Raw genomic sequence first — 17,029 nt, 5'->3', positions numbered from 1 at the left:
TCATCGTCCCTGCGTGTTGACACGCGCAAGGGGATCTCCCCAACGGCTGTAGCCGGGGCGATCAGGGTGCGCCCCTGGACATTGCTCATCGCGTAACCGGGCCTTTTTCCCGGTGACGCACCCACAGAGTTCGCAGATTTTACGATTGCTCTCGCCCGTCAGGGCTGCGCCCACCCGATAGGCCAACTTGTCTGGCGTCGCAGTGTGATGCGGGCAGGCCTCACAGGCACTAAGCCGTTGTTCGAAAAGATCGTTGTCGGTGGTCTTGAATCCTCCACGTCCCCAGGCCACAAAAGAGTGTGCCGCTTTTTTCAGCAACGCACTGTTACTCAGTTCGATACTCGACGACCGAGCGCTTGTGTGACTACTGTTTTCGGGTTGCAGAGACTGTTGTGGATGCGCCAGCAGATGGTCACGAAAGACAGGCGCTATACGTGCCGTAAAGAGCGCTGTGGCGTACGTTGGGTTATCGATAATGGCGGTGAAAACCGCTCTGCTGACCGGTCCATCCAGTCCGAGATAATGACCGGTCTGTAAACAGCCGTCGTCGAGGCTGGTAAACGCCTGGAAGTCAGGAGGCATTGCTTGATTGTCGCTGATTGTCATATTGAAGACCTTTTTGCCGAGGTATATGAGCTGCCTCTAACCAGGGGTATCCACCCGAATGGATACCCCTTTGGTTCTGGGTCGATAGCGTCAGCTGGAAGGAGACTGAAAGGCTGCCCGGACATATTGTGGATTCAAGGCATTGCCATCCGCGGAGAGCAGGTCAGAGACCGTTATCTTGTACGTCACCCCCGGCTTCAGGTCGGCAATCAGGTTGATGGTATTCGGTATGCCTGGGGGGCTCACCACGCTCAGTACTTTGGCCGCCGGGTGAAGGAAGTAGTTGGCGACGTCTTGTGCCGAGGCTTGGTCCAGAGGGTCACTGAAAGTCAGCGCGACAGGCGCCTTTATGTCGGCCCCTGGAACGGCGTAGAGCAACTTGAGCGTGGCGGGTTGAGGACCACCGGCGCAGGGAGGGGAGGGTTCAAAAGAAACCGCCCGGCGGTAGGTTTCAATGCGGCAATCCAAGTCCGTCGCATGGCAGCCGGTTTCTGGATGATCTGCCTTGGTCGGGATATGGCTGAAGAATGCCTCTACCTGGCTTATTGCAGCAAAGATGACAGACGGATAAAGCGGATTGAATACGCTTTGCAGGACAGAGGGCGCCAGATAGTCTGCGACTGATTTGCAGAGCAAACCTGTAGGCCCTACCGGTTGCGTATCCGAGAAACGGCTGACCAGATACCCCAACACCAAGGCCAACCCTTGCCACTCCAGTGCTTCGGCACGTACCAGGCCGCCTTGCACCAGGACGTACTTTTCTTTGCCCAGTTTCAGCGAAAAAGCATTGGCCCCGCGACTCGCCGCATCCAGGATGAAGTGGGTGTCCGGGTAGATGGAATGGAAGAGCTTGAACAGCCACAAACAATAACCTGCTCGCTGCGGGTCACGTACCGAATAAGCCTGCTGGGAGTGTTGCGCTTCCTCGGCCTGTATCCGGGTCAGGAATCCCAAATCTATGGCATGCTGCGGAATTTCCAAGGTAAACCCATGGTCGCCCTGCAGGGTAATTCCGCCGGTGCCCGCGCCTGAGCTGCGCAATAAGGTTGCTGCGCTTTTTCCGGCATTAGCCAGGAACGCATCCACGGCTTGCGTCGGACGCGCTGAAAGAGCCGTGCTCTTGAGGTTGGCAGCGTGAGCATTGATTGCCGCGTCATGGGCTCGGGTTGTTACAGCGGGCTCGGTGCCTCGATGAACCGCCAAGCCTTGGTCAGCTAACTCGTCGTAGTACAACTGCACGGAAAAGTCGCCAGACAGGATACCGTCCGTGTCGATCAGGTGCCCGTCCAAGTTGATAGGTTGCCCGATGGACGTCGAGATATTCCACACGCCACCCGTGTAACTTTTGACTTCCAACTTGGTGATTTCAGTGGGTGCGCCGTTGGCTAAGAGCACCTTATAGCCTGGCCTTAGCATCTGCGCCTGGATCAGTTTGCGGTCCGCGCCCAGAAATGTGTGATTCATGGTGACGGTGACAGTGATTTCTTCTGCGCCAAGAAGGAATGAAACATAAGCCATTTCCGGCTGGACACTGGTCACAGTTGTCCCGTTGGAAAAGGCGACGTCACGTACTTGAGACTGACCGTTGGGGTCGTACGCAAGTACAGAATCACCGACCACAAAGGTCTGGATGGCTTTAGTCTGCGTGGTCGACTGGCGCACCGGGGTGTCGAAGGCCAGGCAGGAACAGGTGCAATTACAGCATGTTCCCGTTATTGCATCGCAGACCAGAACCAGATGGTTAACGGGCCATCCATTGGCTTTGCACGTGTTATTGATTTGCGTTGACACGCTGCCACAGTGTTGAGCTTTGCACATATCCGTCATGGTGTTTCTCCTTGTCATAAGCGCGGGGTGCTGCCTAAGGCCGGTTGGCGATGTAACTCACCAGCAGGCCGATAGAGATCAACTTGGTCGGGTCAATCCACCCTGTCTCGGTGGCGGCGATGCCAGATGGCACACCGCTTTTGGTGACGATCAGCGACCAGGGCTGATCGACCCAATCGGTGATGCTAAGGCCGGTAGCCGTCGCGACACCATTGGCTGCATTGAAGGTCAGAGGGACCTTGTTAGCGTTGGCCCCGGCACCTATTTCAAGAGAGGTTACAAGATTGCCTCCCAGCGTGATGTCATCGGGCAGTTGTAGCAGGGCGTCGATCCCTACCACCTGGTTGAGGCCTAGGTTGGCCGGGAACCATCCACGAGCCATGACTACGGTAAAGGCTTGTTGCGTGGCGTCTCTGGGGGGGTGCGTAAAACCGAACCATTGAGTGGGGAAATTGGCGGCAAGATTGAAAGCGCGCTGGGCGCGATATGGAATGTTATTGATCTTGCTGCGGACCTCATTCGCAAAGGGTGTGCCACCGTCCAGTGCGGTGTAGCGCAGCCTGATTACCACATCGGTCAGGCTGGTATAGTCGAGTCGGTTACTCTCTTTGGGCATTTCCAGTCGGTAAGCGCCTATGGCGCCTGTACCTTCAAATGGCAAGTAGCGAGCATCGTTGAGATCCAGCTGGAACATACCGGCATCGTCAATACCGCTTGAAAGGACCACCTTCTGGCTGGCCCTCCAGTTTGCCCGGAGTACGCTGGTATCAGGGGTTTGAGAGCTGAGGCCCAACAGGTAGTCGACACCATCTATATCGGGCTTGATCAGAATCTGGCTGCCGGTCTGGGTCAGCGTGGCCTTGATGTTCTGATTCGGCCCCAGAATCGCTGGAATGGTGATGGAAATCGACTTGACCTGCCTGGCGTAGTGGCCCGGATAGTCGAGATCAAACAAGTACTCGCTGAGCAGGACATCGCATACCCCGGTATTTTGAAAGCGAACAAATGCTTCCGGGTCCAGGGCCAGTAAGGAGATGGTTTTTTCAATCTCGAAACTGCGAGTGTTGTTGCGATAATAAGCGGCCTCCATCTGGCTCAGACTGATCATCAGCTGTTCACCGGCCAGCAGGCCTTTATGCAGCCCGTCCCAATAGTCGAACGTGATGAAACGGTCGGTCGAGTTGATCTCGAACTGGTAAGCCTGCTGCGCGGAAACTGCCAGCTCCAAGGCCATTCGGTAAGCTTGCCCGTAGACGGTGCTCAACCGTGCAACCATCCATTGGTACAGCTCTACATTGGTGAATTTCTTACGCAGGAAGTCATCCACTTCAGCGGCATTCGTCAAGGTTTGGCGATGCGTCGCCAGCTGTTGCTGCAGGGTTTGCAGTTGCAAGTTGGAGGCGACGATTTGGCTGTCCAATACCTGAACATCGTACTTGGCTTGAGTCAGTGCCTGTTGCCATTCCTGTTCGCGTCGCTCGAAGCCTGAGACCATCTGGCTGACATCGCCTACACCCTTGGAAATCTGTGCCATCACTTCAAAAATTGAAGCCGCAGCTTTCAAGCTGTTACCTATCTCTCGCCCACCATAGGTCATGGCAAAAGGTGAGCCGGCGTTGGGTATCAGGAACGCGCCGGACGACAAGCCATTCATGATGGTACTGGTGGTGCTCAGGACGTTTGACAGAATGACCATGGCTACTTGCAGTTGCTCGGCTGGGATCAAGCCCTCATCGATTAACGCCTGGTAGAAAGACTGCCGTGCAGTAACGGCCTGATTACTGATCTGCAACCCAGCAATGCGCTCTTTTGCCTCGGCAATCTGCAAGTCCATCGACCGGGTCGTGAGATTAAGTATCTGGATCTGTTGGCCGGCGCTCAATCGTGCAAGTGCTTCGGCATCGTTCTTCTCCAGCGCGCCCAACAGCAGGCTGCCAATTTGGCTGAGTTGCTGGGTGAAGTCCTTGGCCATACGGAAAATAGTCGTGAAACGATAGGGGGGCGCGCCCGCCTGTAGCTGATCAACCACTTTGGACGCGGCTCCCGCCGCAGAGGCCCGAACCAGTGCCATCGGATCAATGGGTGGTTCAAACAAGGCCAATTGACGCACGACGCCATGAATATTCATGCAATGACGGATCTTGAACAGGCGTTGTTCGACCATGTCCCAATATTTGATCAGGTCGCTGTTTTCAGGTACGCAGAAGTAAGAGTCCAGATCATTGAACGGGACGTAACGATCGCTGCTATCCAATGGTATGGCGACTGCCTCGGAGAGCCCCGAGACGTTTTCCATGTCAATCAAAAATTGCGGGATATCGGTACCGTACTTCGTTTGTATATCTTTGAACGTCGCCGGTGCTTCAGTCGCGCAACTCCCGACGTCAATCGGACGCGGCCCCAGCAGTTCACGGGCGACGATGTAGAGCAACGTCGCCTGGCTGACTGACTCCCAGGTGTCCTTGGTGTACTCGAAATCACCCCAGTCGAGCAGTAAACCGACATACCGCATCACAATCGCTTTCGGGTAGGCCGTTCCACGAAGACGAGCAATGACGTGAGGTTCGAAGGGATGGTTGTTATAAGCCTGGATTTGCAATGGGTCGGTCAGGATGTCTTTCAGGTGCTCAACCGACAGGTCGCGAAAAGCAACCAGTTGCCAGAATCGATTGTTCTGATCTTTCACCGTCGGATCAGAACCAACCGGTATGGTTGGGTTGAAGATGTATTCAAACCACTGCCGGGCCTCGGCGAAGCGCTGGTTGGCCTGCAATTGGCTTGCGATCATCCAAGGGCCGTAGAGATAAATCTCCCAGAAGTAAAGGCCATACGGTCCTTTGTAGTCGATGGCGTCACCATCAAGCAGCAGGGGCGGCTTGATGTTGGGGGAGGGGGCCCCCTTGTTGTAGAAGCGACTGAATGGGAACGCTGGAGTAGCGGGCTCGACCTGGGTGGATGGCGAGAGCAACCTGGGTACACCCCCGGAAAATAGTGCCCGGCTCAGACGACCGATGGCGCCAGTCGACAACCGCTCGACTGACCAGATAATGCTCTCGAAGGGAGCTGGGGAGTCGGTGTAGTTGCCAGAGATCAATGTTGTCTGGTTCGTTTCACTGCCTGCGTGGACTGATACATATTCCTCGAGTCGCTTGATGCCCGGTTCAGTCGAGCGCAGGATAAATGACTCGTCTCCGTTATCCCACAAGAACCATAAGGGCTGGTTGATGACCGGACTGGTGAATCCGGCCCGGTCGCTGACGTTGAACAAAACCTCCACGCTCTTTGTAGGTATCCAGACATCGGTGGCCCCCTGACCGACCGCATTGATCAGGAAGACGTTGTCGAAGTCGGTCATCCGCATCAACGGCACTTGGTCAGACGCGACAACTGCTCGAGGAATCTGTGGCAGGTAGGGTTTGGGGGCTGTGGGGTTGAGGTTGTAGGCGCCAAGAACCGGATAGGTCGGTGAGACATCGAGCCCATTGAGCAGCAGGCGTGACTGGTTTGCATAGGTAGCACCGCTCGTCCCTTGATTCGAGGCAGCTATGGCGTACTGGCTGGAGTTATACAGCGTTTGGGCCAAGGCCATGGCATCGGGATTAGTGATGACCTTTGGATCAGGGGCAACCGGTGGAATGGGAGTGCCGCCCGGCAGGTCGTAGAACCAGCCATAGTTGACGATAATGCTGTCTTGCGCGTCGTTTTTGCCCTTGATCAACATGGGCGTCGCGATCCTCCATTCCGGGCGGTTGACGTTGAAGTCGGCCGGGTTGATCTGTGGTGTGCTGTACCCCCCCTGCATGGGGGCGAAATTGATGACAAAGTGGTCAAGCGTTTGTGGGCTGGTCCACTTGCCGCTGAAATTGATAAAGCTGTACTTCAGCGTTGCCCCTGTGTCGGCGGAGTTGTTCGCGCTTCCTCCCTGCACCATTGAGGCTGATGTTGTGTCCTGTTCTACCCAAAACAGAAAAAGTCGGTCATAGGCGTAAAGCGGAGAAACAATCGGCGAAGGTATAAGCAGGTCGACTTTCTCAAAGGCGGTCCATCCAGTGGTATCAATCCGTCGTTGCAGGTAGTAGGTGTAGGGCGCGGTTGCCGTGCGCGACAGCAGGTACAGCATGGGCGTCATCGTGCCCTGGGATGAGGGGTCCGGCGCAATGCCATAGTAAGAGCCGACGGGCTTCAGCTGTGCAAGTGACTCGAAGGTTTCAAAGTAGTCAACATAGGCATCGTTGACCGTTATCGGGGTGATATCGTTAGCTGTGAGGTTATCCTGAATGTTCTGAAACTGTGGGGTTTTGTCCAGGCGTAACTGCGGCTCAAGGTAGTTCTCCGGGTAGAGGAAAACCTTGCGATTAGCTTCCCATAACGGGTATGACCCGATCCAGCTCCACCAGATCTCCGGAATGCTCAGTTTTGAGATACCTGGTTCCAGCATCATTCTGGCGCGTTGCATATAGAGCTGAACCGAGAGAAGGGCTTGCTTGATGTAAGAGATGTCGGCACATCCACTCATTTGAGTGTCGATCAATAGGTAGGCGTAGAGCTCGTCAATGTTGTTGATCGTGGCAAATGTGCGGTTCAGTGTATAAATCGCGTAAGGCGTCAGCACATCACGCTTGGCTTCGTTCACCGCGTTCTCGACGGGACGGTAAACAGTCTCCCAACCCTGGTTGCCGTAACGCGCTTTGAGCGATCCAATCGTCGAAGTCGATGCTGCCGAGTACTTGGTCCACGTGGAGGTATCAACCTGTGCCGGCAGGATATTGAGCCGAGCCAGCGACAGAGTTCCGTCAATATCCAGGCCAAGGTTTGTGGCCGTGTCGAAGCAGGCTTTCATTGTGACAAGCCCTGCCACAGTGCTGTCGTCCGCAGAGGTGCCATACAGCGTTGAGCGCAATCGGCAGATCTGACTTACCGGCCAACCGCTCAGCGTTGAGAGGACCTCGGTCTTTTTATCGACCAAGCAATCTTGTCCGGCAGGCAGAGAAAAATACTCAGGCAAGCGCTCTTTAGTGTCATCCCAGACCTCGCGCAAGCGCTGGTAATTCCACATGGCCCGCACATTATCCAAAGTAAGCGTATTCAACGCGGCGATCCCGAAGGGCGCAGGGCAGTCGATTACAAAGGTGATGTCACTGGCGTTAAATCTCAGTTGCTGATTCAGCGTGACGACTCGAGACATCAACACCATGAAGTCACATATTGCCGGCGAGGGAGAGACCCATCGACCGGGCTGACCTACCGGTGGTTGCAAGAACGCAGCCACATAGTCTGTCAGACCTACTGTCGCGGCAATGTCCGGGCCAAGGGCCAAGAGCGTACCCGTATCAGAACCCAGCACAACCCCCAGTTGTTCTGACAACTGGAAGCGCTGTACACCACGGTTGGGGTGCTCGATATTTGGAGCTCCGCCGTAGGACAGCAACACGGCAACCACATGCTCGATCCGACCTTTGGTCAACAGTAGACGTGCCTGTACCTGGGCAATCATCGATTGACGGTCTGGCTGCGAGGCAAATAGAAACGATAAATCTGTTGCAGCGGTAAAACTTACCGTTAACACCCCTGTGCTGCTTAGTACGTTGTGGCTGACCAGTGCATCGAATGCTTCCTTGGACTGCTGTGCGTCAATCCGTGGGGAAACAAAGGACGCCACATCAAGAGGATCGACAAAAGCAACGCTGGTAAAGTCCACAACCTTTTCTAAAACGGCACCATACACGCTCAGAAAGCCTGCCTGATGTGTACTGAGCCGATCGAAGAAAACCTGCGACTGTTCGCCAGTAATATCCTGGCTGATGAAGCCTGGCCCCAGCACCAGCCAGTCCTGTGCCGTCTGCCAAAGCGCGGCGAGAATATTGGGCAGCGCCGCCAAGGTGAACATCGGGGTGTAGTGCTTGCTGACGGTGCCACGCAGCGAATAATCCAGCGCGTAGACATTCAGACGTGATTCTTTCAACCAGCTTGCCCAGTCTGCTACAGCCATAGCGCTATCGAGATCAGCGACTACGGGGATCTCGAGTAGGTCGAGCAGAATCAGATATTCGCCAACCGTCAATTTGGTCTGGCGCGCAAATTTTGCATAGCTGTAAAGCACAGACAGGTTCGGTACGCTGAGAGGGATCTGTACTGCATTCGCCGTCAAGTCGCCTGACAGTTTCAGCGATGCCAGAACCCGTTGCCCAATTGCGGTCAGATCATCATCCACGACATTCAGGCCGGCACGAAGCCGACTGCGCAGCTCCGCCAGTTGCGAGCTCGGTGCGGCGGGGGCATCGGGAGCCCACTCGGCGACTATGTCCTGATAGGTGATGTTGCCTGGGTATATCGGGTGATAAACAGGGAGTGCATCGGAAGGCGTATTGGCGGTCGGGATCACCACCATCACCGCCTGTTCTACCGCCTGGGCGAACGCGCCAGTCACGGTCAGAGCTATATCACTGACAACTGTGGCGACGACTTTGAGTTCTCCCGCGACTCGCACCCGCATACCCACTTCTATTTGTTGCTTGAAGGCGGTGTTGGTGCCGGTCACCGTAGTGCCCTGCACCGAGACGGTTCCTTTGGCGGAGAACGCAGGCAGCGCACCTACCGTCGAGCCCAGTATCGATGCGCTATTGAACAATCGGTCAAACATATCGAGGGGGCGCCCCGGATCGTCGATGCCTATTGTCTTTAGCGGTTGAAACAAACCGAGGGTTTCTTCCACAGAGCAACCCAGGCGTTGTGCTAAAGCCACTGTTCTACCTACAGCGGATACCGCATCAGCGTCGATGCGGCCTTGGCCAAGGGTCTGTATCAACCAGTCCAGATCGGCGTAGGGGAGTGTGCTTGCATTGGCCAGGCGTATGAATCGATTGAGCCTGTCCAATGCGGCCAGGTCGAGATTGGCAATACGGGATACTGGCATTGACGAATCGGAACGATCAATCATCACTGAAAGACACTTATCTGCCGCGAGCCCTTTGTTTATGAACAATAAAGTGGCTAGTCCGGCCGCCTGCTCCTGTGCCGACAGCTGTTGGTTCAGCAATGCTTGCAGTTGTGCAAAGTCGAGGCCGGTACGCTGGGTGAACACCAGGGAGAAGCCAAGATCAGTGGAGGGAAAGTCCATCATGGTCGAGGCGCCAGCATCTATATTCCAGAGTTGGACGGTGGTGAGTCGAGTCGCACTATCGACACTGAGCACCTGGGCACGTTGAGGCCCCAACTGAACGAAGTCCCCCACTTTCACCTGACTGGTAAAATCGGTGCCGTCACCGGTTACCGTATTTTTACCTTTGGCGACACTAACCGTCCCGCTGAGCAGCCTCTTGAGTAAACGACCGTCACCAATGCCGTAGTAAGGACCTATCGCCTCAGCGCTGGTCAACGCGGTTGTGACTATTTGCGTGGTCGTGGGACTCAGACCAAGGGCCTCACGACCAATGGCTAGTGGGCCGGGGAGTTCAGATGTCGCAGGAGTTGAAACTTGCGCCTGATAGGTTTGGTAGATGTTTAGTAAAGAAGGCCCAAGAGTTGCGCAGTAAATCCGGGTCTGGGCTAGAGGTAGAATGAAAGGCAAGACGAATGGATAGGGTTGATCGGTCAAGGCCCTAAACACGTCATTCCAATGGGTAGAGCTGGCAATGGATGCTTCCAGGACTTCGTTGATGATTTGCAGATAGGGAACAAGCTGGCGAGTCATCTCCGGAGTCAGGGGAATATTCTCAATATCCGGGCGCCGCTCACTCAAATGCCAACCACTTGGAATGCCGGCATTGTAAGTCTTGTTGTCGATATACTGATAAATGATACGGAGCATGTCGACCATATAGGCCGAAGGACTGAAGATTGACTGATCAGGATCGCAACTGCAGTAGTCCAGCGATCCGAAGAAGTCCTGGTAACTCGGGATTGCTTCTATTAATGCGGCAAGATCAGCATCGGCAGTATTCATCGCTCCTGCACGGTAAAACGCAGACCCCACCGACCCTTTCAGCGCAAAGGCTGTCAGCTGGGCACGTAGCTTTGCTTGAACCGCAGCACGGTGAAGCAGACGAGCCGTTGCGGGGTCAATGTCGAGACGAGTTGCCTGTTTCTCGACAAACTCATCCTCTGACTGTTGAGCAATGTGATGCGCTGAAACCAGCCCAGCTTTCACCAAGCGATCAGCTAGATGTGGATCATCGGTGACTTGCTGCAAGCGCTGATAGGTTTTCAGGGCCTCTATGTTGTCCGCAGACAAGCTGGAGAGAATCATCTGGGATTGTGCAGTTTTTTTGAAAAAATCGTGCTTTCGAAGATTGAACTCAGGATTTTGCGAAAAAAACTTTACAAACGTTCCGCCAGAAATACCCATTGTAAACAGCATGATTTCACCTTCCTTGGTGCGGCCGTTTGTTTTCGATGGTGCTGAAAAAGAGCTATTGCCCATGGAGCAGGCAGAGGTGTATTGGGTATAGCGTACCTTTGGCAAAATGCCATTAAGAAAACTATTTTGACCATGCGGTGAACGTCATCAGCTAATAATAATTTCGCATCCACTTGATTTTATTGAATTAAGTCCAGGGCGCATGAAAATCATGCACGTGAGATGTTCATCTGAGGGACGTGATTGCGCGGCAGTGCTATCTTTCAAGTTGGCGGTAAGAAGCATTGGGGCGAAACGGGTGAAGTGGTGATTTTTCGCCTCTGTCATAGCCGCAAAATGTTTGTAGTGGCCTACCCACGGTCAGCATGATCCGTACGATTACGTTAAGCACGTGCTTATGCCTGTCGAAGATCGTATCTCAGGAAGAGGTGTAATTCCTGTGTTCACACGTGATCAAGTTAACCGCAGTTACTTGACTGCAATTGCTACCGTTAGCAGGTTGGTTCCTGGAGTTACCGTTGACGTAAGATAAGTGCCTCGGATTAAGGAGAGTGATGGATGAACTCTAAGGCCCCCCAACCATTCTCTCTGGCTCTGCGCTCCTATTCTGGTCAGGTCGAGCTTCACGAACATGACTTTCATCAAATCGTCCTGCCCCAGTCTGGTTGTATGGAGATTGAGGTCGATGGACGCGGTGGCAAGGTCGATGCGAGCCAGGGCGTGGTGATCGCCTCCGGGGCCCGGCATACATTCCTCGCCAACACCCATAACAGTTTCCTAGTGCTGGACGTATTGACTCAGCGTGCCGATGTGCACAAAAGCACCGTACAGTTGCTTGACCCTCTCAATGAAAAACGCTTTTTTGCGGTCAGGCCCGATATTCGTTATTTGCTCGATTACGCAAGCAGCAATGGACCACGGTTGATCAGTTCGCCTACGATGGCTGAGTCATGGAGCCGGTTGCTGCTGGGTTCTTTATTGCAGCCAGAGGTTGCACCGAACGATCCCGGGCAGTTTATCCTCGCCAGGGCATTGGCCTACATCGAACAGCACTTGAGTACGCCCATGACGGTGTATGACATTGCCCGTAACGCTGGGACCAGCGAGCGGCGCTTGTATGTCCTGTTCGGGCGGCACCTGAAAATCACCCCGTTTACCCATATAGCGACCTTGCGCCTCAATCTGGCCATCGACCTGTTGCACCAGAGCGCTCTGTCGATCACTGAGATTGCGCATCGCGCCGGTTACGCCGACCAGAGTGCACTGAGCCATGCCCTGAAGAAAGCCCGTAACCTGACCCCGGCCTCGGTGCGCAAGCAAGCGCGCGGCCACTAAAAGCAGCAGACTTGAACAATTTTTTAGCGGGCTTGATCAATACGTCCTCGTACAACCTATCTATTGTCCCCGCATCAGGATTATCCGCAGACGGGCTAGCATGAACACGACTAACGCATCCAGCGCCATCACCAAAAGCGCCGTAGGTGCCACTCTGATTGGAGTGATTGCGGTGTTCCTGTGGGCGTGTCTGGCGCTACTGACCACCTTGACAGCCGGAATTCCGGCCTTTCAGTTGCTGGCATCGAGTTTCGCCGTCGCGTTCGTGGCGAGTATCTGCATACTCGGCTTGCGTGGCGCTGGGGGGTTCAGCAGTTGGCGACAGCCCTGGTATGTATGGGCAACGGGGTTCGCCGGCATCTTCATTTACCACTCGTTGTATTTCTTTGCCCTGAAGACCGCACCGGCGGCTGAGGCCAGCCTGATTGCCTACCTGTGGCCTCTATTGATCGTCCTGCTCTCAGGGTTTTCTACTGGCGAGTCGTTGCGCAAGCGCCAACTGCTAGGAGCCTTGCTCGGCCTGGCGGGGACAGCCTTCATCATGCAACAGCGTGCCCAGGGTGAAAGCGTCGGCATGCCGCTTATCGGTTATGCCGCAGCCTTTGCCTGCGCGTGGGTCTGGTCGATCTATTCGGTGGTCAACCGGCGTTTCAGTAATGTCTCAAGCAGCATCATCGGTGGTATTTGCGGCCTGATCGCAGTGGCTGGGCTGCTCTGCCACCTGGCTTTTGAAACCACGGTGCGGCCGGACGCAGGCCAATACGCAGCAATCATCGCCCTGGGGCTGGGCCCAGTGGGTCTGGCCTTCTTCGCCTGGGATCACGCGACCAAACACGGAAACCTAGCGATGCTTGGCGCCCTGTCTTACCTGGCGCCGCTGGTCTCCACCCTACTGCTTATTGCCGTGGGGCAAAGCGATGCCAAGCCGATCCTGATAATTCCCGCAGTGCTGATCATCACGGGAGCTGTCATTGCCACTTTCCGGTCACGCAAGGCCTCGCGGTGATATCGACCTGGACTCTCGTTGAACCGAGCACCGCTGGAGCTCAAGTAAAGACTAGCTTAGAAAAATCCAGAGTGAAATTTTTGAGTCTTTCAAGAAGTATGAAAAAGGAGATGGGGGGCTAGGGGTCGAGTGTTCGAATCACTCCGTCCCGACCATATTTTCTGAGTAAAGCCAGATGCTTAAGCCGATCAGCCAGATCGGCTTTTTTGTGCCTGCGCAAAACCTGCCAAACCATTCCTATAGCCCGCACAGATAAGGTGGGCGGCCAAACACACCTCCCCAACTCTGTTATCGTGGCGCCCCTCTGAACGCAAGGAAGCACTCACCCATGGATTTTTGGCACCCTCTGGCAATCACCCTCCTGCTGGTGGCTGGCACTCAGGCGGTGGCCGCCGAAAACAATAACCCGTTCCAGGCGGCGCTTATGCTCACCTCGGTAGCGCCCTTTGTGATCACCTCGGGAGCCACTGCGGGAACCTTATATATCCCAGAGCTTTTCAAATCGTCCAAAAGTGACGCGCTGGCGTTTATTGGTTCCGATGGCGAGATCCGTGGTGCGCAGTTTGAGCAGGCGTGCAGGTATTACCGTTCGGCCTACAAGCCACCGCTGATGTCTGACGCGCAACTGGCCCTGGCGATCGCCGCCGCAGGTTGACGTCGGCGACACCACCGCCAGGGAACCACCGAGCCCCTGCGAGGCTGCGACAGTTCCCACAGTTGATTTCGTTACCCCTTACTCCTCGACCCGTGTGGCTGGCAGTGTGCTGTCATCCAGGCGGGCGACGGTCTTGGGCTTGAGCATCGACAGCACCCAGACAAAGAACACCGGCACAAAAATCACCCCCAATACCGTCGCACTGAGCATCCCGCCGACCACGCCGGTGCCGATGGCGCGTTGGCTGGCAGCACCCGCGCCGGTGGCGATGGCCAGGGGCACCACGCCGAGGATGAAGGCCATGGAGGTCATGACGATGGGGCGAAAGCGCAGGCGCGCGGCTTCGATGGCGGCATCGCGCAGGGAGTAGCCCTGGGCCCACAGGTCCTTGGCAAACTCGACGATCAGGATCGCATTCTTGGCCCCCAGGCCAATGATGGTGATCAGCCCGACCTTGAAGTACACGTCGTTGGGCATACCCAGGCTGGTCACGGCCAGCACCGAGCCGAGGGCGCCCACCGGGACGATCAGCATCACCACAAAGGGGATGGCCCAGCTTTCATACAGCGCCACCAGCAGCAGGAACACCACCACAAAGGCCAGGGCAAACAGCTGCAAGGCCTGGCCGCTGGCGATCTTTTCCTGGTAGGACAAACCGGTCCATTCATAGCCGATGCCCGCCGGCAATTCCGACACCAGGCGTTCGATCTCGGCCATGGCTTGCCCGGTGCTGACGCCGGGTGGGGCATCGCCGGCAATACGGATCGACGGGTAGCCGTTATAGCGGGCAATCTGCACCGGGCCTTGTTCCCACTGGGTGCTGACAAAGGCACTCATGGGCACCAGGGCCCCGAGGTTATTGGGGATGAAGAGCTTGAGCACGCTGTCCGGCGTCATCCGGTCGCGCTGGTCGGCCTGTACCACCACCCGCTGCTGACGCCCGGCATTGGCAAAGTCATTGACCACCGCCGAACCGAACGCGGTGGACAGGGTGCTGTTGATCGCATCAAACCCCACCCCCAGGGCCTCGGCTTTTTCCCGGTCGATGGTCAGGCGCAATTGCGGGGCCTCGGCCAGGCCTTCCATCATGGCGTAGAGGATCTTCGGGTTGCCGTTGGCCTGGCCCAGCAACTGGTCCCGTGCCGCCAGCAAGGCTTCGCGGCCCAGCCCTGCACGGTCCTGCAGGCGCAGGGAGAAGCCCCCGGAGTTACCCATGCCATCGATGGGCGGTGGGCTCACCGCCATGATCGCGCCGTCGCTGGGGTTGGCAAAGTGTTGATTGACCCCGGCGGTTTCGGCTTCGGCAGATTGGTCATCGCCGCGCAGTGACCAGTCCTTGAGAGTCGGAAAAGCCAGGCCGGCGTTTTCGCCCATCCCGGAGAAGCTGAAGCCCAGCACCAGGAAGGTGCTGGCGACCGCCTCGCGGGAGGCCAGGAACTGCTCCAGTTCCTGGCCGGTGGTCGAGGTCCGTTCCCGCGAGGCGCCGGGTGGCAGTTGCACGTCAACGATCATATAGCCCTGGTCTTCCACGGGCACAAAGGACTCCGGCAGGCGCAGGTAGGTAAAGCCCAGCAGGGCCACCAGCCCCAGGTACACCAGCATCACCCGCCCGGTGCGTTTGACCAGGTGATGATTGAGCGCGCTGTAGCGGTCGGTGAGGCGCCCGAACAGGCGGTTGAAGGCGCCAAAGAATCCGCGTTTCTCATGATGCCCCTCGGCCACGGGCTTGAGCAGGGTCGCGCACAGGGCCGGGGTGAAGGTCAGGGCGAGGAAGCCGGAGAACAGAATCGACACCGCCAGGGTCAGGGAAAACTGCTGGTAGATGACCCCCACCGAGCCGGCCATGAAGGCCAGGGGCAGGAACACCGCCGACAACACCACGGTAATCCCGATGATCGCTCCCGACACCTGGCCCATGGCCTTGACCGTCGCGGTGGCCGGCGACAGGCCCTCATCGGCCATGATCCGCTCGACGTTTTCCACCACCACAATGGCGTCGTCCACCAGGATGCCGATGGCCAGCACCATGCCGAACATGGTCATCATGTTCACCGAGAAGCCCAGCAGGTACATCACCATCAGCGTGCCCAGCAGGCACACCGGCACCACGATGCTGGGGATCAGGGTATAGCGCACGTTCTGCAGGAACAGGAACATCACCAGGAACACCAGGACCATGGCCTCGACCAGGGTATAGATCACCTTTTCAATGGCCACGTCGACAAGCCGCGAGGTGTCATACGGCACCGAGAATTCGACGTTGGGTGCAAAGTTGACTGACAACTCCTGCAGGCGCTCCTTGACCGCACTGGCGGTCTTCAGCGCATTGGCCCCCGGCGACAATTGCACCGCTGCCCCCACTGCCGGCTTGCCATTGAGGCGCGTGGTGAAGTTGTAGTCCTGGCTGCCGACCTCGATCCTCGCCACATCGGCCAGGGTCACCTTGGAACCATCCTGATTGGCGCGCAGCACAATGCGCCCAAATTCCTCGGGGTTGTCCAGGGTGCCCTTGACCGCCAGGGTCGCGGTCAATTCCTGGCCGACGGCGCCCGGCGAGCTGCCGAAGCTGCCTGCGGGCACCTGGACGTTCTGCGCGCTGATGGCCCGGCTCACATCGTCGATGGACAAGCCGTAGCCCACCAGGCTTTGCGGATCGAGCCAGATGCGCATGGCGGCTTCCGCGGCAAAAAATTGCAGCTTGCCCACGCCTTCGACCCGGCGGATTTCGTTGTTGATATTGCGCGCCGCGTAGTCGGCCAGCAGGGTCGTATCCTGATCGCCCGTGTCCTCCTTGTAGCTCAGGGCGTAGATCAGCAGAAAGCCCGCACTGGTCTGCTCCACCTGGATCCCCTGGCTGAGCACCGCCTGGGGCATGCGCGCCTCGGCTTTTTTCAGGCGGTTCTGGACCTCGACCTGGGCCATGTCCGGTTGGGTGCCGGGCTTGAAGGTCACGACGATTTCCGCCATGCCGTTGGAGTTGCTGGTGGAGTCGAAGTAGAGCAGGCCCTTGGCGCCATTGAGTTCTTCCTCGATGACACTGGTCACCGAATCCACCAGCACCTTGGCCGACGCCCCGGGGTAGGTGGCGGTGACGGTGATTTGCGGCGGGGCGACACTCGGGTATTGGGCCACCGGCAGGGCCGGGATGATCAGCAGCCCGGCCATGGAGATAAATAACGCAATGACCCAGGCAAACTTGGGGCGCTTGATAAAAAACACAGACATGGTGAGACCTCGAACGCGG

Annotated in this window: 7 protein-coding genes; 3 read left to right on the top strand and 4 right to left on the bottom strand. The window is 56.6% G+C overall.

Annotation, left to right across the window (positions count from 1 at the left end):
* The 3 genes from AO268_RS09600 to AO268_RS09590 all read right to left on the bottom strand — a co-directional run bounded on the left by AO268_RS09600 (position 1) and on the right by AO268_RS09590 (position 10,789).
* On the bottom strand, positions 1–606 hold the full coding sequence (locus tag AO268_RS09600; RefSeq protein WP_232243861.1) for a hypothetical protein: 606 nt from the start codon (positions 604–606) through the stop codon (positions 1–3).
* A gap of 90 nt (positions 607–696) precedes the next feature.
* A complete protein-coding gene (locus tag AO268_RS09595) occupies positions 697–2,433 on the bottom strand; it encodes an Ig-like domain-containing protein (RefSeq protein ID WP_076961364.1) in 1,737 nt (578 codons plus the stop codon).
* Positions 2,434–2,467: 34 nt separating this feature from the next.
* A complete protein-coding gene (locus AO268_RS09590; protein ID WP_099168540.1) occupies positions 2,468–10,789 on the bottom strand; it encodes a neuraminidase-like domain-containing protein in 8,322 nt (2,773 codons plus the stop codon).
* A gap of 558 nt (positions 10,790–11,347) precedes the next feature.
* Between AO268_RS09590 and AO268_RS09585 the strand changes: the two genes are divergently transcribed.
* From AO268_RS09585 to AO268_RS09575, 3 genes are all read left to right on the top strand, one after another.
* Positions 11,348–12,124 carry an AraC family transcriptional regulator gene (locus AO268_RS09585; protein WP_099168539.1) on the top strand — a complete coding sequence of 259 codons (777 nt, stop codon included), beginning with the start codon at positions 11,348–11,350 and terminating at the stop codon, positions 12,122–12,124.
* A 100-nt stretch (positions 12,125–12,224) separates the two neighbouring features.
* On the top strand, positions 12,225–13,130 hold the full coding sequence (gene yddG / locus AO268_RS09580; RefSeq protein WP_076961367.1) for an aromatic amino acid exporter YddG: 906 nt from the start codon (positions 12,225–12,227) through the stop codon (positions 13,128–13,130).
* 328 nt (positions 13,131–13,458) lie between these two features.
* Complete coding sequence (locus AO268_RS09575) at positions 13,459–13,785, top strand: DUF2388 domain-containing protein (protein WP_099168538.1); 327 nt, start codon at positions 13,459–13,461, stop codon at positions 13,783–13,785.
* Between the two features lie 78 nt (positions 13,786–13,863).
* On the opposite strand, the gene AO268_RS09570 is transcribed toward AO268_RS09575, so the two are convergent.
* On the bottom strand, positions 13,864–17,010 hold the full coding sequence (locus AO268_RS09570) for an efflux RND transporter permease subunit (RefSeq protein WP_099168537.1): 3,147 nt from the start codon (positions 17,008–17,010) through the stop codon (positions 13,864–13,866).
* Positions 17,011–17,029: the final 19 nt, after the last annotated feature.

Origin of the sequence: Pseudomonas sp. ICMP 8385, from assembly GCF_002699915.1 — a bacterium.
GTDB lineage: Bacteria > Pseudomonadota > Gammaproteobacteria > Pseudomonadales > Pseudomonadaceae > Aquipseudomonas > Aquipseudomonas gessardii.
The sequence above is the reverse complement of the archived record's forward strand: the minus strand, read 5'-3'. Positions and strand labels throughout refer to the sequence as shown.